Here is a 20,305-nt window from a genome sequence, read left to right as displayed (position 1 = left end):
TGCGCAGGGCAAAATTGATCTCTATCGTTGGCACCACTTGAGGACGACAACCACAAAAATGATGTGGACGGCCATCAGGAAAAATATAAGTAATTAAATTTTTCTATACACAGCAAATTGAATAAGACCGACGCAGAACGCGCTCCTTGTTTTATTCACCTAAATGGAAATCAGCAAATGAACATGAACAAAATCGTTGTGGCTTTAGGTCTGTCTATGTCTCTGGTGGCGGGTTCTGCGATGGCAGCAGGTGAAGGTAACGGTACTGTGACGTTTAAAGGTGCGATTGTTGATGCGCCATGCTCCATCGAACCAGGTTCAGTCGATCAGACGGTTGAGCTGGGTCAGATTTCCAACCTGGCGCTGAAAGACGGTGGCCGTTCTACACCGCGTCCATTCCAGATCAAACTGGAAAACTGCGACACCGCAACGAAGAAAGAAGTGACCGTGACCTTTGCCGGTACTGGCTCTCAGGTTATCCCGGGCAAACTGGCTATCACCGGTACTGCATCAGGCGCGGCGATCGGCATCAACTTCGGCGATACCGAAATTGAACTGGGTACCGCAACACCAGCGCAAAAACTGATGGACGGCAACAACCAGCTCTCCTTCGCAGCCTTCCTGCAGGGTGGCGGCGCTTCTGAGACTATCGTCCCGGGCGAATTCCAGAGCGTGGCTGACTTCGCACTGAACTATCAGTAATGGTCAGAGACTGGCGGGCTTCCTTGCCCGCCACTCTATCTTTTCGCTTAAGGAACTGCGGCGATGAGTCGTTTTATGCCTGCGGCGATAGTTTCGGCATCGGTGCTTTTCATCAATGACTGCCGCGCCGAACAGTTGATCGACCGCGGCCGCGTTGCGTTACGCGGCGCCATTCATCAGGGTGCCTGCGCCATTAAGGTCGATGATGCTGAACAAACCATCGCGATGGGGGTGCTGCCGCTGGCGCGCCTGCAACGTGACGGTAAAGGGCCGGGTTTTCCCTTCTCTATCCAACTGGTGAATTGTCCGGTGGAGTACAGCGCGTCGGGAGGCGTGGCACGCACCTTTTCTATCACCTTTGACCACGATGGCCCGCCGGGTCAGCAGCGTTTTGCTGTGTATGGCGATGCCAAAGGGGTAGAGCTGATGATTACGGATACGCAGGGCAACACCATTGCTCCCGGTGAGGCGCAGCCGATCGATCAGCATCTGACGCAGCAGCACGACCTGCGTTATCGGCTCACGCTGGTCAGCAACCAGCAGCAACTGCACAGCGGGAGTTACGCCGCCGCGATTCGTTTTCACATTAATTACAACTGATCTTTCACGGTTTACGGACACCGCTTGCCATGAAAAAGGCTTCATTAACTGCGCCAGCCTCATGTGCGCGCAGGCAGCGTATCAGGCTGACGCCGCTCAGCGTGGCGTTAATGTTAGCCCTCGGCTACAGTGCTCCGCTCTTCGCTGCCGGTGCGGTCTCATTCAACACCGATATCCTTGATCTCAACGATCGGCAAAACATCGATCTGTCGCAGTTTGCTCAGGCCGGCTACATCATGCCGGGCGAATACATGATGGAGCTGCGCGTCAACCAGACACAGATTCCGGAAATGCTGGTGCGCTACTACGCGCCCGAAAATGCGCCGAATGAAAGTCTGCCCTGCCTGACACCTGAAATGGTGGATAAACTGGCGCTGAAACCGGAAGTGCTGAAAAACGCGTCGTGGCTGCAGGATGGCCAGTGTCTGGCGGTGGATTCCATCTCCGGTATGCAGGTGCGCGGCAATCTGGGTGAATCTCGCCTCAACATCACCATTCCACAAGCATGGCTGGAGTACAGCGCCGCCAACTGGGAACCGCCGTCTCGCTGGGATAACGGCGTCCCGGGCCTGTTAATGGATTACAACCTGTTTGCCTCCACTACGCGTGCGCAATACGGCGCTAAAAGCCAGAGTGTGAGCGGCAACGGCACCGGTGGCGTTAACGCCGGTGCCTGGCGCCTGCGTGCGGACTGGCAGATGCAGCAAAATCGTGGCACGGGCAGCCATCGCCAGGAATTCACCTGGACACGCTTTTACGCCTATCGGCCGCTGCCTTCTCTCCAGGCGAAAGCCACGCTGGGCGAGAACTATCTCGATTCCGGCATGTTTGACAGCTTTCGCTATCTTGGTGCGGCGATCACCAGCGATGACAACATGCTGCCGCCCAACCTGCGTGGCTATGCGCCGGAAGTAACCGGTATCGCCAAAACCAACGCCAAAGTCACCATTAGCCAGCAGGGACGGGTGATTTATGAATCGCAGGTGGCTGCCGGTCCATTTCGTATTCAGGATCTCAATGATGCCGTCTCCGGCCAGCTTGACGTGCGCGTCGAGGAGCAGGATGGCAGCGTGCAGACCTTTAGCGTCGATACCGCCACTATCCCGTATCTGACCCGTCCGGGCCGCGTGCGTTACAAATTCGCCAGCGGCAAACCGGGCAGCGAAGAGCATAAAACGCAGGGCCCCACATTTGCCACCGGCGAATTCTCCTGGGGGATCAGTAACGGCTGGTCGATGTACGGCGGCGGGCTGGCCGCAGGCAATTACAAAGCGTTATCGATGGGTCTGGGACGCGATCTGCTGTTGCTGGGCGCCATTTCGTTTGATGCCACCCAGTCTAAGGCTGGCTTGCCGCAGCAGGGCAACAAAAGCGGCGGCTCTTATCGCCTGAGCTATTCCAAACGCTTCGAGGAACTTGATGGTCAGGTGACGTTTGCCGGCTACCGCTTTTCGCAGCGCAATTTTATGAGTCTGCCGCAGTATCTCGACGCGCGTTATCGCAACCAGCAGGTTTCTAACAGTAAAGAGCTCTACACCATTACGCTCAACAAGCACTTTCGCAGCCTGAACCTGAGTAGTTACCTCAGCTACAGCCATCAGACCTATTGGGATCGTGCCCCGCTGGATCGCTGGAGCTTTTCCACTTCGCGCTACTTTGATGTCGGCCGGTTTAAGAATCTGAGTTTAAGTCTGTCGCTCAACCGGACGCAATATAACGGCAAAAACGATGACAGCGTTTACCTCAACTTCAGTATGCCGATTGGCGGTGACAGTAGCCTGAGCTACAGCCAGCAAACCAGCGGTAAGCAAACCACCCACTCGGCCAGTTTTTATGACCGGCTGGACAGTAACAACAGTTACAGCCTGAGCGCCGGCCTCAATAACGATCGCCGTCAGTCGTTCAGCGGGTTTTACAGTCATCAGGGCAGTCTGACCAGCATGACGGCCAGCGCCAGCGCGCAGCAGGGACAGTACCGCAGCGCCAGCCTGTCACTGCAGGGCGGTTTAACGCTCACGCCGCAGGGCGCGGCGCTGCACCGGCTGGGCATGCCCGGCAGCACGCGTCTGATGGTCGATACCGATGGCGTGTCCGGCGTACCGGTCAACGGTGGTGGCAGTAACACGTATACCAATTTCTTTGGCAAAGCGGTGATTTCGGATGTGAACAGCTACTACCGCAACACCGCCAGTATCGATGTCACCGGACTGGCCGACAACGTGGAAGCGTCGCGCCCGGTAACCCAGATCACCCTGACCGAAGGTGCCATCGGTTACCGGCGTTTTGGTGTGATTAAAGGTATCAAAGCCATGGCCGCCATCCGGCTGGAAGATGGTAGCTGGCCGCCCTTTGGTGCCAGCGTCCAGAGTAACGGACGCGAAGTGGGCATTCTGGATGATGACGGCCTGGTATGGCTGAGCGGCATTGAGGCCGGTGCCAGCATGGATGTGCGCTGGAACGGCGAAACCCAGTGTCAGCTGGCATTACCCGATCCTCTGCCGCAGCAGTTGCTCGACGAAGGACAGAACTTGTTATTACTTTGCACGCGCCGCGCCGCGCCTGCTTCTTCAACGTAAGGAAAGAGTTAATCATGCTGGTAAAAACGCTGAGCAGCGCCTTGCTGCTCTCCACGCTGACGCTATCGCTGCAGGCTCACGCGGCGATTGCGCTTGATCGCACCCGGGTCATTTTTAACGGTAACGAAAAAAACGTCTCACTGAATATCAGCAATGAAAACAAGCAGCTGCCTTATCTGGCGCAGGGCTGGATTGAAGACAGCAGCGGTAAAAAAATTACGTCACCGCTGGTGCTGCTGCCGCCGGTGCAGCGCGTCGAACCGGGCGAACGCAGCGTGGTGAAAGTGCAGGCGCTGCCAGCCATCAAGGCGCTGCCACAGGATCGTGAATCGGTGTTCTATTTCAGCATGCGTGAAATCCCGCCGCGCAGCGAGAAGAGCAACGTGCTGCAAATCGCGTTGCAGACGCGTATCAAGCTGTTCTATCGCCCGGAAGCGATCGTGGTGAGCAATCCGTCAGTGGTGACGCCATGGCAGGAAAAACTGACGCTGACGCGCAAGGGTGCACGCTACCAGCTGAATAATCCCACGCCTTACTTCATCACGCTGGTGGATGCACAGCCAGCGAAAGGCCAGTCGCTGAAGAAGAGCTTTGAACCGGTGATGGTCGCGCCAAAAACCAGTATCGATCTGGGCGTGAACGCAGCAGAACTGGGCAGCGCGCCGCTATTAACCTACATCAACGACTACGGCGGCCGTCCAACGCTGGCGCTGAAGTGTGCTGGCGACAGCTGCAGCGTCGTCAGTAACAAGGTGGAGCAGTAAGCGATGCGTGTGCTGTTGCTGGTGCTGACGCTGTTGAGCCTGACTCTGCAGGCGGCAACCAACGGCGTGGTGCATGTGTATGGCGCGCTGCAGGAGAGTCCATGCTGGCTTGACGTCGGTAACAATGATCAGGCGGCTGGCCTCGATACCACGCCGACCGCCGCGCTGCAACAGGTCGGCGAGCAGGTGATGAAGCAGGCGTTAACGCTGCATTTGCAGGACTGTCCGTACAGTATCCGCAATGTCGCCGATCCGCTATGGCTGCAACATGTGCCGTCCATCAGCATCGACTTTTTTGCCCCGCAAAGTCTGGCCGACCCGCAGCTGATTCGCGTCCAGGGCTCTGACGGCGTGGGCCTGCAATTGTTTGATGAGAACCATCAGCCGCTGCCGCCCACCTTCCGCAATCTGCGCGTGCCGCTCAGCGCTGGCAGCAATGTGCTGAGCTGGCTGACGGTTGAGGAACGCACCGCGCTGCCGCTGCAGCCGGGTGCCTGGTCAGCCAGCGGTCAGTTACAGGTGAACTATGACTAAGCATCGACTTGTTCCGTTGATGAAGTATTACAGCAGGCTGCTGATCGGTAGCCTGCTGCTGTGCATCTGCTGGCCGCTGCATGCGGTGGAGCTGCGCCTGCACGGTACGCTGATTGAGAATCCGCCCTGCACGCTGAATGACAACCAGAGCCTGATGATTGAGTTTGGCGATGCGCTGAGCGTGAAAAAGATCGATGGCGTCAACTATCTGCAGCGTAAGGCGATACCGGTCAAGTGCACCGAGGATCCGGGTGCGGCATTGCAGGTGCGTCTGACCGGTACCGCTTCCGGTTTCGACAGCAGCGCGCTGCTCAGCAGTGTGAGTGCGCTGGGTATTCGCTTTTATCTGGCCAGCAAGCCGCTGGCGGTCAACAGCACGTTGCCGATTGTTTTCCCCGGCACACTCGATCTCGGCGCGGTGCCGGTACAGCAGCCGGGCGTGACGCTGGAGGGTGGGGAGTTCACCGCCAGCGCGGCGCTGCTGCTGGAATATCAGTAAGGAGAGGCGATGAGAGCGGGCGTAATGCTGGTACTGGGATGGCTGCTGGTGTCACAGGCACAGGCGATAGAGATGCAGCTGCACGGCACGCTGGTGGCGGAACCCTGTTCGCTGGAACCGGATCAGCAGCAGCTGGAACTCAACTTTGGCGATATCGTCGCGAAATCGCTGTATCAGAATCCGCGCACGCCGGCGCGTCCGCTGGTGATGCGTCTGAGCGGTTGTGATACCGAACTGGGTAAAGATGTCGAGCTGGTGTTCAACGGCATTGCCGATGCCGAGCAGCCCGATCTGCTGGCGCTGGCCGGTGATGCCGGTGCCAAAGGCGTGGCCATTGGCCTGAGTGATGCGGACGGAAAGCTGGTGCCCATTAACCGCGGCGTGATGCATTTTCCGCTGCAGCAGGGCGACAACCAGCTGCAGTTCAGTGCCTGGTTGCAGGCTTCGGCGAGCGCGATTGCCGAGCGCACCATTGAGCCTGGCAACGTATCGGCGATTGCTACTTTTTATCTGAACTATCCCTGAGTGCCTGTTATGTGGTTGATAAATCAACATATCACGTTTGACCCGGATCGGCGCCTGTTGCGCGATCGGCATGATAACGAGCTGCTGCTCAACCAGAGCAGCGCACGCTGCCTGGCGCTGTTTCTGCAAAAGCCGGGTGAGGTCATTAGCCACGAAACGCTGCTGGATGAGGGCTGGCGTAGCCAGGGGGTGCACGTGACGGAAAACTCGCTGCGCCAGATGCTATCGATGCTGCGCAAACAGTTTCTGCAACTGCGGGTTGAAGGAGAAACCTTTGTCACCGTTCATCGTCAGGGCTACCGGCTGCATGAGTCGGTGCGGGTGGAAGCCTGTTTACCGCTGGTCGAAGCCGTGGAGGAAGCGCGCATTACGTCGGAAGCACGTATTCAGCCGCTGGTGACCACCCATGTGCACACGGCGCCGCTGCCGGTGATAGCGCCGCCGATCACCGCCACTGTGGCGGAGGAAATACCCGCTGCGGCGCCACGCAGCCGTTCCGGACTGGTGTTAATCGGCATGTTAATCAGCGCAGTGTTGTTACTGGTGCTGGCCTTACTCGGTATTAAGGTACTGGAGATTCGCGACGTGGTGACTGTGACCTATGCACCCTATCGCCACGTGCAGGGCCGGCAGTGGTATATCCAGGACGACTTCAGCGCCACCGAGCGTGAAGAGATCGATCAAAACCTGCAGCTGGTGAGTGACAGCATGGCGCGCTTTATCCAGCTGGCCGAAGAGGAACGCCACATCTATATCAACCGCACCAAGCTGGCTGACCGTTACAGCTGGTTTATCTGTCAAAACCCTATCGAGCAGAAGGATGCGTTATGTCGGTCAGCCATATATTTCGTCGCCGAGTAACCTGGGTGTTGCAGGGGGGATTACTGATGCTGGCGCTGGTACTGGCGGCTATCCTGATTTATCAGCTGTCGCGCCGTATCCCTCATTGTGAAGCGGATTCGATTCTGATTTCCAGAGAGGCGGGACAGCTGGTGGTGTCGCATGGGCAGTGGAAAGTGCAAAACAGTCTGTTTCAGGCCACCGGCAATTACAGCGGCATGATCAGTTATTACTCGCCACAACAGCAACTGCAGCGCCGCGAACCGGTTGATGTCTCTTTTGAACTGCGCCACAGCTTCTCCGGCGCCGCGCTGCGCAGCGAAACCACTGCCATTTCCTACAATCTTGCCAATCGCGCCTCACCACAAAATATTGAACGCTATATCTCCGCCGGCCTGGCGCCCGGCCATGTCAATTACGGCTGGATTTATCGTCTGCAGAATGTGCGCTATGTGATTGGCAATAATGCGAATCCGTCGGTGATTTGTAAGAAATAACATTATTTTTAAGCTTTAAAATTAAGGGCGCTACAAATGGGAAAATTAATTATTATCTTCATTTATTTCACGATGATTAATTCGGTAGTCGCTTATGCAAGGAATGAAAACGCATGCTGGGGAGAACCCGTAAATATCACGGCAATTTCAGCAACTTCAATTGGCTCTTTCCCTTCTAATAGAAAAGGGACAGAAAAAAGAATTTTCTTTAAGACGGAGCCAACAACATTTCCTGGTTATTGTAATAAAAGTTTTGCGGGAACACCGAATGGCATGCATTATTATGGGGATATGAATCCATTATTTTCTCTTTCTGAGTTAAATCAAGGGTACTATAAATTAAGTGAAGATGTTGATATCAGAATATCTCTTGGGACAATTTATAAAAGTTATAAGTTTCCTATGATTCCTCCGAATTCTGTAAGCGGAGGTGTCACGCCAAATGGTGTGGGTGAAAGAATATACGTTAATAATTTTTCAGCCGCAGGTGAGGGTTTTATAGATTTAGTACTTAGGCGGGATATCATTGGTGGGGCTATAATTATACCGGCTGGTGTAAAGCTCTACGATATGTATAGAGTTTTAACTATATCTCCATACCCACCTAAACCTGAAGATCCACTTCTTCAAGGTGTTATTATGGGCGGAGGAGTTATAATCCCAGTTCCTGTTGTCTGTAAAATTAATCAGGATAATCTAATTCAGGTAGAGTTTGGTAATTTAAGTATTGCAGCTGTTTCTGATTCTGAATCAAATCCGTCCTTCATCAAAGACATTCCTATTGACGTGTCGTGTAGTGAGAGTATCACAAAAAAGGTTGGAATAAAGCTGGTTTCAGAGTTCTCTCCATTTTCGAGTAATCTGGTGGCAACAAGTAATCAAAGTTTAGGTCTTGCCATGCTTCATAATGGGGTAATAATAAAGCCGTACGACTCTTTTCCAATGGATATATATGATGGGTTAGGTCATGCTGCCTTTAGTATATTTCCTGTAAAAAATAAAATGTCCAAGTTAGAATCAGGTGAATTTACTGCTTCTGCGATCTTGATTGTGACGCCAGACTGAGCTCTGTTTAAATAAAGCATGATAGTTGTTGTATTGCACATTCTGAGTCGGGCTCGATTCTGATTTCTCAGGAGGCAGGCATCTTTTGCGATTCTTTGCAAAATAACAACGGTCTAATTTGATTATTTTAAATTATTTGTGCGTGAATAGACTATGATGATTATTTTGTTGCGAAGGATATATATATTATTTATTGCTAAGGCTTTTTTTATGAGCATTTTTTCTCATCAGGCTCATGCTGGTCTTGATTATGCCTGCTGGACCGACCCTTTAGCAGTAATGGTATTGACATCAGGCCGTTTGGCTAGCCACAGCATATCTCCTGTAAAAGGAGTACACGGCAGGTTATTCTTTGATGAATCATTAGGGGGGTTTTCTGGCATATGTAATAATCCCGGTAAATATGAATGGTATAACTTACTTATTGAGGCTGATCTGGGTGCACATTTTATCCCTTCATCTACAAATATCGGTTATTATAAACTCACTGATGAGGTTGATGTGAAGGTGCAAGGCTATGCTCCAAGCTGGTATCCTTATCCAATGACTTTCGAGGACCGTAGATATAAAAATCCTGGTCGTGGGACAATAAAGCCTGGGCTGGGAATGATTCATGATGTTTTTTCGGCTTCTTCATTTCTTTTAACTGATTTTATTATAACAAAAGATATTATCGGTGGAGCGATTTTTGTCCCGCCTGATGTAGAGATGGTGACCATTTATACGATTGGTTATATGAGCCCGCCTTATCCTCCGAGACCCGAAAAACCCTTGCTAAAAATCGTTATCGGACCTCACGGCATTATCATCCCGGTACCCATTGTCTGCGATATCAATAACGGCAGGGATATTAACGTTGAATTTGACCGCATCGCGGTAAGCTCCGTTTCTGAGTCAGTATCCAATACCGCCAACTACAAAGATGTGCCGTTAGAAGTCAAATGCAGTTCTGCATTAAATCAGGACGTCAATTTACGCTTAGTCGCCGGAACCACCTCTTTCTCGGATGAACTCATCGCCACCAACTATCCTGATCTGGGGATTGCGGTTAAACATAAAGGACAATTGCTCAAACCGATGGGCACTTCTACTGTCCGGTTAATCAACGGCATGGCTTCAGAGGTCATCACCGTGTTCCCGGTGAAAAAGAAAGGACAACCGCTGAGCGGTGGTGAATTCAATGCTTCAGCAACATTGCTGATCAGCATGCCTTGATGATGCTTTAATCCGCGTTATTGATATTAATGTTAATTAATCTTTTTATGATGGTTAAAGTTAAACACTTATCAGAGGGAGATCGGCTTAACCTGCAGCGATACAGATTAACGGTGTTTGAAAATATTTTTCATCATCACAGCTGTGTGAATCACCATGATTCACGGGGGTTTTCACACCATTCACAGCTTTTTGGCCGTACATTTTCTGTAGCCAAAGTCTATCAACCATTATTCAACGAGACAGTTTTTGGCCTGTTTCGGCAATTGGGTTTGCTATGCTCTTTCTCTGTTTTATGTCGTGGTATCTGTCCGGACGAGACCCGCGCGTCACGCCACCTTTGCTGATGCAGCAATTTCTGCAGCGGCGGCGTCGGGGACAGTGCGGTGAGAAAGTCGCCTCTTTCCCTTTCGCTTCGCTGGCCTGTCTTATCTGTTTCCTCCCCACGCTGATTTATCTGCCCAACAGTGGTGGCAACGGCTTTGATCTGCCGCTGAATTTGCTCACTGCAGGCTGCCTCGCGCTGCTGGCGGCCACGCTGCTGTTGAAGAACTGGCGCCAGCCGCGCGATTTAATTGATGACAACGTCATGACGCATGCGCTGCTGCTGATGCTGTTTTGCTTTGCGCTGGCGGTGATCCTGCAGGAGAACGATAACGGACTGCTGACCGGCGTTATCCGACTACTGGGGCTCAGTGCCATACTCATACTGTGGCTGCTGCTGGGCCTGATGCCGCAGCTCTGGCAGCAGCGTCAGCAAATCATTGCCGGCATCGTATTGCTCAGCACCTTGCAGGCGCTGCTGGCGATTGCGCAAACCTGTTTTCCTGCCCAGCTGCAAACGCTGATGGAGTTTCGCTATCACGCTGGCCAGATTCGCCCTTACGGTATTTTTCAGCAGTTCAATTTGCTGGCCAGCTTTCTGGCGACCGGCCTGGCGGCAACGGTGTGGCTCAGCCTGCAATCCGATAATAAACACCGATTCTTACTCCTGTCTGCGGTCCTCATTAACAGTCTGGCACTGTTACTGACGCAGTCGCGTACTGGCGCCTTTGGGTTTGCGCTGGCTCTGCTGGTGATGCTGCTGGTGTGCGATCGCCGCCAGCGTGCGGTAATCATCAGGATTATTATCGTTATGGCGCTTGCTGTGCTGTGCGCCCTGTTGCTACGCAGCGAGTTAGCTCCCGGTATACGTGAATTCGCCGGATCGGATCTGGCACGCCAGCAACTGCTTGAGTACACGCTGCGCATGATAATGGAAAAACCGTTCAGCGGCTGGGGCTTTGGTCAGTTTGAGTATCATTTTTCGCGGATACGCATGGTGGACGCGATTCACCTGAAAGATTTCAATGCCACCCATCCCCATAACGAGTGGCTGTATAGCTGGGTGGAGGGCGGTGTTTTGCCGATGGTAGGCTTCACCGCCGTGTTGCTGGCCTGGCTGACCCCGCTGTGGCGCTGGCGCAGCCAGCCGCAGCGCCTGATGCTGTGGAGTCTGACGCTGCCCGTCATGCTGCACACCATGGTCGAATTTCCGCTCTATCAATCGCTGCCGCATCTGTGGCTGCTGATGCTACTTACCCATCTGGCGTTACGTCAGCCCGAAGATCGGTCAATGATTGAACCTGCGACGCCGGGTCTGCCGTCGCGTATGCTGCGCCTGAACATGGCCGGCGGCGCGATTGCGCTGATGCTGTTTTTCTTCAGCGGCCTGCAGACCAACGCGCTGCTCACCCAGGCGGAGCGCGGTCAGTTCCTCTCGTATCCTTCACGCGATCAGCTGTGGAATCCGTGGATTCAGGGCGAGCGCTATGAGTTCGGTGAAATGGTGCATTGCCTGATGCGCTACAACCAGACGCGGGATGAGCGCCTGCTGGCGCGCTTTGTGCAGCAGTCGTCGCTGTGGCTGGAGCGCCATAACGATCTCAACGTGTTCCGGAATGCGGTAATGATTGAGTGGCATCTGCGGCACTATCAACGCTCGCGCAGGCTGCTGCGTCAGGCGCTGACTCTCTATCCAACAGATGAAAGCCTGCTGCAGCTGAAAGCAAAAATGATGACGGAATGGTCATCGGCGGCCTATGCTGTGACAGATGAGACAGGCAACTTCTGAGGCTAAGATGTTGAATAAATGGATGAGGCCGCTGGGCTTCGCCATGATATTAAGCGGATGTCAGACTTCTCCGCCCACCCCGCAGGTTATTCCGCCGCACACCGCGCCCGTGGCCGTGTGCGGGGCCGGCGAGATGATGATGCAAACCACGCTGTGGTTTGACCTGCCGTCCTCCGCTAGCAGAGCAGCGGGCTGGTCGCAGTTTACTGAACGCGACATCACGCCGCACTTTCCCTCGCCGCTGACGACTTACGATGCCCGCGGCCCGCAGGGCAATCGCAAGGTACTGGTATTGCTTCATCCGGCGGATCGGGCCAGCTCCGAAAGCATTAACGCGCTGCGCGACAAGTTTAAACATCGTTTTGCGACACAACCGGTGACGCGTATCGACTCGCTGGTGTGCGCGGCGCTGTAACACGCGCTGCCTGCACGCGGGCAGGACAGCCGCCTGTGAAGTCCGTATAATGCGCAGCCAAACCCAAGCAAGCCGGAGAGAAACCATGCGTCCAGCAGGCCGTAGCACTTCTGAAGTGCGTCCCGTCACCCTCACTCGTCACTTTACCAAACATGCGGAAGGCTCGGTTCTTGTCGAGTTCGGCGAAACCAAAGTCCTGTGCACCGCGACCGTTGAAGAGGGCGTGCCGCGTTTTCTCAAAGGCAAAGGTCAGGGCTGGGTAACCGCAGAATATGGCATGCTGCCGCGTTCGACGCACAGCCGTATGGCGCGTGAAGCCGCCAAAGGCAAGCAGGGTGGACGTACGCTGGAAATTCAGCGCCTTATCGCCCGCTCGCTGCGTGCGGCGGTTGATCTGCAGGCGCTGGGTGAATTCACCATCACGCTGGACTGCGACGTAATTCAGGCCGACGGCGGCACGCGCACCGCGGCAATCACCGGTGCCTGCGTGGCGCTGGCGGATGCGCTGAACGCGCTGGTGGCAGCCGGTAAACTGAAAGCCAGCCCGCTGAAAGGCATGGTGGCGGCGATCTCGGTCGGCATCGTGGCCGGTGAAGCGGTGTGCGATTTAGAGTATGTCGAAGACTCCGCCGCTGAAACGGATATGAATGTGGTGATGACCGAAGATGGCCGCATGATTGAGGTGCAGGGCACCGCAGAAGGCGAGCCGTTCAGCCATGATGAATTGTTGCAGCTGCTGGCGCTGGCGCGCGGCGGCATTGAGCAGCTGATTCAGGCGCAGAAAGCGGCGTTAATTGATTGATGTAACAGGCGACCACAGAGTCGCCTTTTCTTTATTTGAGGAGTGAGAAATGAAAGCCTGGCAGCGTCAGTTTATTGAGTTCGCCCTGAACAAAGGGGTGCTGAAGTTTGGTGAGTTTACCCTGAAGTCTGGCCGTAAAAGTCCCTATTTCTTTAATGCCGGTCTGTTCAATACCGGGCGCGATTTAGCGCTGCTGGGCCGTTTCTATGCGCAGGCGCTGGTGGATGGCGGCGTCGATTTCGACCTGCTGTTTGGCCCGGCCTACAAAGGCATTCCCATTGCGACCACTACCGCCGTGGCGCTGGCCGATCATCATGACCGCGATGTGCCGTACTGTTTTAACCGTAAAGAGGCCAAAGATCACGGCGAAGGCGGTTTACTGGTGGGCAGCCCGCTGCAGGGCAAAGTGATGCTGGTCGATGATGTGATCACCGCCGGCACGGCAATTCGTGAATCGATGGACATCATCAACGCCCACAACGCCACGCTGGCCGGCGTGCTGATTTCACTCGACCGCCAGGAGCGTGGCCGTGGCGAGATTTCCGCGATTCAGGAAGTGGAGCGCGATTATCAGTGCAAGGTCACGGCGATCATTACGCTGAGCGAGCTGATTGATTACCTGGCGGAGAAGCCAGAGATGGCCGACCATCTGGCGAAGGTGAAGGCGTATCGCAAAGAGTACGGCATCTAAGGTTTGCCGCGGTCGCCATGAATGGCGACCCTACAGTAGCAGGATGTTTGAGCGTAGGGTGCGCATTGATGCGCACTTGGTGGCAAAGGTGAAGGCGTATCGTAAAAAGTACGGTATTTAAGGTTTGCTGCGGTCGCCATGAATGGCGCCCCTACAGTAGCAGGATGTTTGAGCGTAGGGTGCGCATTGATGCGCACCTGGTGGCAAAGGTGAAGGCGTATCGTAAAAAGTACGGTATTTAAGGTTTGCTGCGGTCGCCATGAATGGCGCCCCTACAGTAGCAGGATGCCAGGTCACAGGGTGCGCATTGATGCGCACCTGGTGGCGAAGGTCGGGGCGATTGCAAAGAGTACGGTATTTAAGGTTTAGCGCGATATTCAGCGCCGCACGATAGCGTAGCGGCGCAATTTATTGCGCGATGGATCGCGCCGCTACAAATCCGCTGTGCGTATTAAACCAGCTGTGCGGCAATCAGCGGCCAGCGGCTGTCGAAATCGGCGGTCGGACGATAACGGAACTCCGAGCGCACATAGCGTGACAGCAAACCTTCGCAGAACGCCAGCAGCTGGCTGGCGAGCAGCGTCTCATCGGTCTGGAAACCTTCGCCGTCGCGCATCTTCTTCTCTTTCATCACCTGGCGCAGCTGAACTTCGATACGCTCAAACAGCTGATTAATGCGCCCCTGCAGACGATCCTGTTCAAACATCAGCGCGTGGCCGGTCAGGATGCGCGTCAGCCCTGGATTACGCTCACCAAATCCCAGCAGCAATTGCACGATCAGGCGCAGGCGCGCCATCGTCTCTTTTTCATCTTTCAGGATCAGATTGATGCGGGTAATCAGACTGTCTTCAATAAACTCAATCAGGCTATCAAACATGCGCGTTTTGCTGGGAAAGTGGCGATATAACGCCGCTTCCGAAACGCCGACATTGGCGGCCAGCTTGGCGGTGGTGATACGCTGACTGCCATCGCCCGACTCCAGCATTTGCGCCAGCGCCTGCAAAATCTCTTCGCGACGATTCCGTTTCGCGACTTTTTTTTCTGCCATGACCTTCAACACCCCTGAAATTCACCAAAAACAGGCAATACTGCCTTATCTGCCACAGATAAAGCGGCCTGTGGCGACAAGAAATAAAAAGATGGCTATGCGAAAAGTGAGCGTATTACTGACGGCCAGAGTGACCGAAACCGCCTGCGCCGCGATCGCTGGCGTCAAAATCTTCCACCAGGTTAAATTCGGCCTGCACCACCGGTACAAACACCAGCTGAGCCAGGCGATCGCCAGGCTGCAGCGTGAAGCTATCCTGGCCACGGTTCCACACTGAAACCATCAGCTGGCCCTGATAGTCGGAGTCAATCAGCCCCACCAGGTTACCCAGTACGATGCCGTGTTTGTGACCGAGACCGGAGCGCGGCAGGATGACGGCGGCCAGTGACGGATCGGCAATGTGAATCGCCAGGCCGGTCGGCACCAGCGTGGTCATGCCCGGTGCGATTTCCAGTGCGTCATCAAGGCAGGCGCGCAGATCGAGACCCGCGGAGCCAGAGGTCGCATAGGTGGGTAGTGGAAATTCCTTGCCTACGCGCGCATCAAGTATTTTTACGTCGATTTTTTTCATCATAACGGCTGACAATCTCGTCTATTAATTGTTGGCCAAGGAGCGTCTTATCACTGAGCGGTAAGACTTTCTCTCCCTCCTGCCAAAAAAGGTGAAGAGCATTGGTGTCGCTATTGAAGCCCTGCCCGGCCTGCGCCACATCATTGGCGCAAATCAGGTCCAGGTTTTTCCGCACCCGTTTTTGCCGCGCGTATTCTTCCACATTCTGGGTTTCGGCAGCAAATCCCACCACGAAAGGGCGCTGCACTTTGAGCGCCGCGACGCCTGCGACAATATCCGGGTTCTTCACCAGCTGCAGCGTGACGTTATCATCGCCACCCTGTTTTTTAATTTTCTCTGCGGCAATGTTTGCCGCCCGGTAGTCTGCCACGGCTGCGCTGGCAATGAAAATATCTTGTTGGCTGATTTGCGCCATCACCGCCGCTTCCATCTCCAGTGCGCTGTTGACATCAATGCGCGTCACGCCGGCGGGCGTGGCTAAGTTCACCGGACCGGAAATCAGCGTCACGTTTGCGCCGCGCTTTGCCGCCGCCGCCGCAACCGCATAGCCCATCTTGCCGGAGCTGTGATTACTGATATAGCGCACCGGATCCAGCGCTTCACGCGTCGGACCGGCGGTGATCATAATGTTGAGATGTTGCAGATCGTTGACGGGCGCGGCCCACTCCAGCGCATGCGCAACGATGGCCAGCGGGTCCAGCATACGGCCCGGGCCGATATCACCGCACGCCTGGCTACCGCTGTCCGGTCCCCAGACCAGCACGCCGCGCTGCGCCAGACGCTGCAGATTCTCCTGCGTGACTGCCGCGCGGTACATCTGCTGGTTCATGGCTGGCACGATGGCGACCGGTGCCGCGCTGGCCAGGCAGGCGGTGGTGACCAGGTCGTTTGCCATGCCAGCGGTAATACGTGCAATCAAATCGGCGGTTGCGGGCGCAAGCACAATCAAATCGGCCCATTTTGCCAGTTCGATATGGCCCATTGCCGCTTCGGCCGCCGGGTCGAGCAGGTCATCAAACACCGGATAGCCGGAAACCGCCTGCAGGCTGAGCGGCGTAATAAAGGCTTTGGCCGCATCGGTCATCATCACGCGGACATCCGCGCCGCGATCGCGCAGACGGCGCACCAGTTCCGGTGCTTTATAGGCCGCGATGCCGCCACTGACGCCCAGCAGAATTTTTTTTCCGGCTAATCCCATCATGTTGTTTGCCTCACTTCAACGCAGAGTGCCGCGCCTGGCGCGACAGATGCAGGCAACTTTATCACAAAATCGGCGACCCGCCTTTTCACTGCCTGCGCCCTTTGCGAGCCGGCTCTGGAATTTGTCACGCGCCGCTGGTGGCCTGCAATGCACCGGCGCAGAATGGCGGCATTGCAGGGAGGGCGGAACGATGACGGAACTGGCACCACGGGAAAAACTGACGCTGCTGGGCGCCGAGGCGCTAAGCGATGCCGAACTGCTGGCGATCTTTTTACGTACCGGCACGCGCGGCAACAGCGTGATGGGGCTGGCGCGGCTGATGCTGAATGAATTCGGTTCGCTGTATCGCATCATGACCGCCAGTAAAGAGGAGCTGGGGCAGATAAAGGGCGTCGGCAGCGCCAAAATGACGCAACTGCATGCCATTGCGGAACTGGGGCGGCGCTTTTTTGCCAGCCAGCTGGCGCGCGAAAATGTGATGGAGAATCCGCAGGTCACGCGCCACTACCTGCAAAGCGTGCTGGCACATCAGGAGCGTGAAATCTTTATGGCGCTGTTTCTGGATAACCAGCACCGCGTTTTGCAGGCGCAGAAGATGTTTTCTGGCTCCATTGCCAGCGTGGAAGTGCATCCGCGTGAAATCGTGCGTGAGGCGCTAAAGCTCAACGCGGCGGCGGTGATACTGGCGCACAATCATCCGTCCGGCATGGCGGAACCGAGCCGTGCCGATCGCGAGATTACCAGCAAGGTGGCGCAGGCCTGCGCGCTGCTGAATATCCGCTTATTAGATCATCTGGTGATTGGTCACGGCGAGTTTACCTCTTTCGCTGAGCGCGGCTGGCTGTAATTCGCGGCGTCAACTGGGCAGAAATCCGGCGTTTTTGCGCGATCCGGAGGGATCTTTATCTGTTCGGGACTTGAGCACTTCGGCTTAGCGGCGTATACTACGCCACCTTTGAGAATCTCGGGTTTGGCGTTTGGGCCAGCTTAGCGGGTTCACATGGAACTCGCCTGGGCGGGCTAAGGCCTGACGAGGCGGCCAAAACCTAGTTTTTAAAGCTCGAGCTGATTTGATTTTTGGAGAATAGAAATGTCACGAGTCTGCCAGGTAACTGGAAAGCGTCCGGTGACCGGTAACAACCGTTCCCACGCAATGAACGCGACGAAACGCCGTTTCCTGCCGAACCTGCACTCTCACCGTTTCTGGGTTGAGAGCGAGAAGCGCTTCGTTACTCTGCGTGTATCTGCTAAAGGTATGCGTGTTATTGATAAAAAGGGCATCGATACGGTTCTGGCCGAAATCCGCGCCCGTGGTGAGAAGTACTAAGGAACTGAATCATGGCTAAAGGTATTCGTGAGAAGATCAAGCTGGTTTCCTCTGCTGGTACAGGTCACTTCTATACCACCACGAAGAACAAACGTACTAAACCTGAGAAACTGGAACTGAAAAAGTTCGATCCGGTTGTACGTCAGCACGTGATCTACAAAGAAGCCAAAATTAAGTAATTTTGGTGTTCTTGCGAAAAACCCGGCTCCGGCCGGGTTTTTTGTTTCTGCGCTACGTTGAGGAGATGAGATGCCTGAATTACCTGAGGTAGAAACCAGCCGACGCGGTATAGAACCTCACCTGGTGGGAGAAACCATTCTGCATGCCATTGTGCGCAATCCGCGTCTGCGCTGGCCGGTTTCCCATGAAATCCACGCGCTGAGCGACCAGCCGGTGCTCAGCGTACAGCGCCGCGCCAAGTATTTGCTGCTGGAGCTGCCGCACGGCTGGATTATCATTCATCTTGGCATGTCCGGCAGCCTGCGCGTCCTGCCCGGCGAACTGCCGGCTGCGAAGCACGACCACGTTGATTTGGTGATGAGCAATGGCAAAGTGCTGCGCTATACCGATCCGCGGCGTTTTGGCGCCTGGCTGTGGACTACCGATCCGGAAGGCAGCAGCGTGCTGGCGCACCTCGGTCCGGAACCGCTGAGCGATGCCTTCAGCGGCGGGTATCTGTATGAAAAGTCGCGCGGCAAACGCACGGTGATTAAGCAGTGGCTGATGGATAACAAAGTGGTGGTGGGCGTGGGTAACATCTATGCCAGCGAATCGCTGTTTACCGCTGGGATCTTACCCGATCGTCCGGCAATGACCCTGAGTGAAGCGGAAGCGGAGCTGCTGGCGAATACCATCAAAGCCGTGCTGCTGCGTTCGATTGAGCAGGGCGGCACCACGCTGCGTGATTTCCTGCAGACCGACGGTAAGCCGGGCTATTTTGCGCAGCAGCTGCAGGTGTATGGCCGCGCCGGCGAGCCCTGTCGCGCCTGCGGTACGCCGATCCTCAGCGGTAAACACGGTCAGCGCAGCACCTTCTGGTGTCCACGCTGCCAGCACTGATTACGGCTGCGCCAGCTTCGCCAGCAGCGCCTGATGCACCACGGCAGACAGAAATGCCTGCACGTCACCCTGATGGCGCGCTACTTCCTTGACCAGCGACGATGAGACAAATGAGAAGCCTTCGGACGGCATCAGAAACACGCTCTCCAGAGTGGGCAGCAGATGACGGTTCATGTGCGCCAGCTGCAGCTCATACTCAAAGTCCGATACCGCACGCAGACCGCGCACCAGCACGTTCGCGTTCTGCGCCTGGGCAAAATTCGCCATCAAATCGCTAAAGCCAACCACCTCAACATTGGGCAGATGGGCCGTAACCTGGCGCGCCAGATCGACACGTTCATCAAGGCTAAACAGCGGCTTTTTACTCGGGCTGGCGGCAATCGCCAGCACGATGCGATCAAACATCTGCGCGGCGCGCGTGACGATATCCAGATGGCCCAGCGTCATCGGGTCAAACGTGCCGGGATAAATCGCTTTAGTGCTCATACGCGGCCCTGTGTTGAGGTGTGATGCAGCGCCCAGAGCGCCGAGTATTTATTAAAGGTGTATTGTGCGTTGACCACCGCCAGAATCCAGCCCTGTTTACCATCGAGAAAACCGGCGCGCAGCAGCAGTGTCTTAATAAACGCGCCTGCGGTGTGGCTGAAAACAGAGAGAATACTGCAGCGCTTGCCGCGCTGAAAGCGCTCCTGCGCCCAGGCTTCGGCATAGTTCATCTGCTTGCGCTGGAAGGCGATCAGGTCGCGGCAGGTCAGGTGTTGCAAATCACCCGGCAGCGCCACCACCGGCGTGCCCTGCGTCTCCAGCGATTCGTGCACCAGATTGTCGTTATAGCGCAGATGGCGCGGATAGAGGCGCAGCACGCGGTCGGGATACCAGCCGCTGTGGCGCATAAAGCGGCCGAGAAACAGATTACTGCGCCCGAGGCTATAAACCTTATCGCTGGGCGGCTGTGTCAGCATCTGCTCAATGGCGCGGCGCAGCTCTGGCGTAACCCGTTCATCGGCATCCAGCATCAGAATCATATCGCCGCTGGCAAAGGCCTGGGCGCGCTGACGCTGCTTACCAAAGCCGGCCCAGCCGTCTGCCTGATAGACCTGCGCACCGTGCGCGCGTGCCACCTCGATGGTCGCATCGCTGCTGCCCGAATCCAGCAGAATGATTTCATCTGCCCAGCTGACGGAAGCCAGCGCCTCCGGAAGAAGTTCAGCTTCGTTTTTGGCGATCATCACCACGGAGAGACGTTGGCGTTGCGACATGC

Annotated in this window: 24 protein-coding genes; 19 read left to right on the top strand and 5 right to left on the bottom strand. The window is 55.4% G+C overall.

Annotation, left to right across the window (positions count from 1 at the left end):
• Nucleotides 1–177 precede the first annotated feature (177 nt).
• The 15 genes from E7738_RS13720 (at nt 178) to pyrE (ending at nt 13,838) form a co-directional block, all read left to right on the top strand.
• Nucleotides 178–702 (top strand): fimbrial protein, encoded by a 525-nt coding sequence (locus tag E7738_RS13720; protein WP_021507095.1) that lies wholly within the window; start codon nt 178–180, stop codon nt 700–702.
• 63 nt (nt 703–765) lie between these two features.
• On the top strand, nt 766–1,302 hold the full coding sequence (locus E7738_RS13715) for a fimbrial protein (RefSeq protein WP_021507094.1): 537 nt from the start codon (nt 766–768) through the stop codon (nt 1,300–1,302).
• Between the two features lie 29 nt (nt 1,303–1,331).
• Nucleotides 1,332–3,878 (top strand): outer membrane usher protein, encoded by a 2,547-nt coding sequence (locus E7738_RS13710; RefSeq protein WP_072208991.1) that lies wholly within the window; start codon nt 1,332–1,334, stop codon nt 3,876–3,878.
• Nucleotides 3,879–3,892: 14 nt separating this feature from the next.
• The gene (locus E7738_RS13705; RefSeq protein WP_021507092.1) at nt 3,893–4,642 is read left to right on the top strand and encodes a fimbria/pilus periplasmic chaperone; all 750 of its coding nucleotides are present in this window, start codon (nt 3,893–3,895) and stop codon (nt 4,640–4,642) included.
• Nucleotides 4,643–4,645: 3 nt separating this feature from the next.
• Nucleotides 4,646–5,176, top strand: a complete 531-nt coding sequence (locus E7738_RS13700; RefSeq protein WP_132466155.1) for a fimbrial protein — start codon at nt 4,646–4,648, stop codon at nt 5,174–5,176.
• On the top strand, nt 5,169–5,675 hold the full coding sequence (locus E7738_RS13695; RefSeq protein WP_081035969.1) for a fimbrial protein: 507 nt from the start codon (nt 5,169–5,171) through the stop codon (nt 5,673–5,675). Before E7738_RS13700 ends, E7738_RS13695 begins: the two co-directional genes overlap by 8 nt.
• A gap of 9 nt (nt 5,676–5,684) precedes the next feature.
• Nucleotides 5,685–6,200, top strand: a complete 516-nt coding sequence (locus E7738_RS13690) for a fimbrial protein (protein WP_132466149.1) — start codon at nt 5,685–5,687, stop codon at nt 6,198–6,200.
• Between the two features lie 9 nt (nt 6,201–6,209).
• On the top strand, nt 6,210–7,061 hold the full coding sequence (locus tag E7738_RS13685; RefSeq protein WP_394515720.1) for a winged helix-turn-helix domain-containing protein: 852 nt from the start codon (nt 6,210–6,212) through the stop codon (nt 7,059–7,061).
• Complete coding sequence (locus E7738_RS13680; protein WP_127833493.1) at nt 7,028–7,537, top strand: hypothetical protein; 510 nt, start codon at nt 7,028–7,030, stop codon at nt 7,535–7,537. The genes E7738_RS13685 and E7738_RS13680 overlap by 34 nt, the downstream gene beginning before the upstream one ends.
• Before the next feature lie 36 nt (nt 7,538–7,573).
• Complete coding sequence (locus tag E7738_RS13675) at nt 7,574–8,602, top strand: fimbrial protein (protein WP_394515719.1); 1,029 nt, start codon at nt 7,574–7,576, stop codon at nt 8,600–8,602.
• Between the two features lie 153 nt (nt 8,603–8,755).
• Nucleotides 8,756–9,817 (top strand): fimbrial protein, encoded by a 1,062-nt coding sequence (locus E7738_RS13670; protein WP_394515718.1) that lies wholly within the window; start codon nt 8,756–8,758, stop codon nt 9,815–9,817.
• Nucleotides 9,818–10,094: 277 nt separating this feature from the next.
• A complete protein-coding gene (locus tag E7738_RS13665) occupies nt 10,095–11,930 on the top strand; it encodes a PglL family O-oligosaccharyltransferase (protein ID WP_394515717.1) in 1,836 nt (611 codons plus the stop codon).
• Nucleotides 11,931–12,063: 133 nt separating this feature from the next.
• Nucleotides 12,064–12,345, top strand: a complete 282-nt coding sequence (locus E7738_RS13660; RefSeq protein WP_394515716.1) for a DUF3574 domain-containing protein — start codon at nt 12,064–12,066, stop codon at nt 12,343–12,345.
• An 85-nt stretch (nt 12,346–12,430) separates the two neighbouring features.
• Entirely contained in the window at nt 12,431–13,147 is a 717-nt protein-coding gene (gene rph / locus E7738_RS13655; RefSeq protein WP_021507082.1) for a ribonuclease PH, read from the top strand.
• 49 nt (nt 13,148–13,196) lie between these two features.
• The gene (pyrE, locus tag E7738_RS13650; protein WP_021507081.1) at nt 13,197–13,838 is read left to right on the top strand and encodes an orotate phosphoribosyltransferase; all 642 of its coding nucleotides are present in this window, start codon (nt 13,197–13,199) and stop codon (nt 13,836–13,838) included.
• A 451-nt stretch (nt 13,839–14,289) separates the two neighbouring features.
• Here the strand turns inward: pyrE and slmA are convergent, their stop codons facing one another.
• The 3 genes from slmA to coaBC form a co-directional block, all read right to left on the bottom strand.
• On the bottom strand, nt 14,290–14,886 hold the full coding sequence (slmA, locus tag E7738_RS13645; RefSeq protein ID WP_021507079.1) for a nucleoid occlusion factor SlmA: 597 nt from the start codon (nt 14,884–14,886) through the stop codon (nt 14,290–14,292).
• Between the two features lie 115 nt (nt 14,887–15,001).
• On the bottom strand, nt 15,002–15,460 hold the full coding sequence (dut, locus tag E7738_RS13640) for a dUTP diphosphatase (RefSeq protein ID WP_031279631.1): 459 nt from the start codon (nt 15,458–15,460) through the stop codon (nt 15,002–15,004).
• Nucleotides 15,429–16,658 (bottom strand): bifunctional phosphopantothenoylcysteine decarboxylase/phosphopantothenate--cysteine ligase CoaBC, encoded by a 1,230-nt coding sequence (gene coaBC / locus E7738_RS13635; RefSeq protein WP_058759428.1) that lies wholly within the window; start codon nt 16,656–16,658, stop codon nt 15,429–15,431. Before coaBC ends, dut begins: the two co-directional genes overlap by 32 nt.
• 190 nt (nt 16,659–16,848) lie before the next feature.
• Here coaBC and radC point away from each other — a divergent pair, with 190 nt between their 5' ends.
• The 4 genes from radC (at nt 16,849) to mutM (ending at nt 19,044) form a co-directional block, all read left to right on the top strand.
• Complete coding sequence (radC, locus tag E7738_RS13630) at nt 16,849–17,505, top strand: RadC family protein (protein ID WP_021507076.1); 657 nt, start codon at nt 16,849–16,851, stop codon at nt 17,503–17,505.
• 243 nt (nt 17,506–17,748) lie between these two features.
• Nucleotides 17,749–17,985 (top strand): 50S ribosomal protein L28, encoded by a 237-nt coding sequence (gene rpmB, locus E7738_RS13625; RefSeq protein WP_010616494.1) that lies wholly within the window; start codon nt 17,749–17,751, stop codon nt 17,983–17,985.
• A gap of 11 nt (nt 17,986–17,996) precedes the next feature.
• Nucleotides 17,997–18,164: a 50S ribosomal protein L33 gene (gene rpmG, locus E7738_RS13620; protein WP_001051798.1), complete on the top strand. Its 168-nt coding sequence runs from the start codon at nt 17,997–17,999 to the stop codon at nt 18,162–18,164.
• Between the two features lie 70 nt (nt 18,165–18,234).
• Nucleotides 18,235–19,044: a bifunctional DNA-formamidopyrimidine glycosylase/DNA-(apurinic or apyrimidinic site) lyase gene (mutM, locus tag E7738_RS13615; protein ID WP_394515715.1), complete on the top strand. Its 810-nt coding sequence runs from the start codon at nt 18,235–18,237 to the stop codon at nt 19,042–19,044.
• Here mutM and coaD read toward each other — a convergent pair whose 3' ends face one another.
• Nucleotides 19,045–19,530, bottom strand: a complete 486-nt coding sequence (coaD, locus tag E7738_RS13610; protein ID WP_394515714.1) for a pantetheine-phosphate adenylyltransferase — start codon at nt 19,528–19,530, stop codon at nt 19,045–19,047.
• Nucleotides 19,527–20,303: a glycosyltransferase family 2 protein gene (locus E7738_RS13605; protein ID WP_394515713.1), complete on the bottom strand. Its 777-nt coding sequence runs from the start codon at nt 20,301–20,303 to the stop codon at nt 19,527–19,529. Before E7738_RS13605 ends, coaD begins: the two co-directional genes overlap by 4 nt.
• Nucleotides 20,304–20,305 lie beyond the last annotated feature (2 nt).

The sequence above is a fragment of the Pantoea sp. SGAir0430 genome (assembly GCF_043549295.1).
This window is presented reverse-complemented; position numbering and strand designations above follow the sequence as displayed.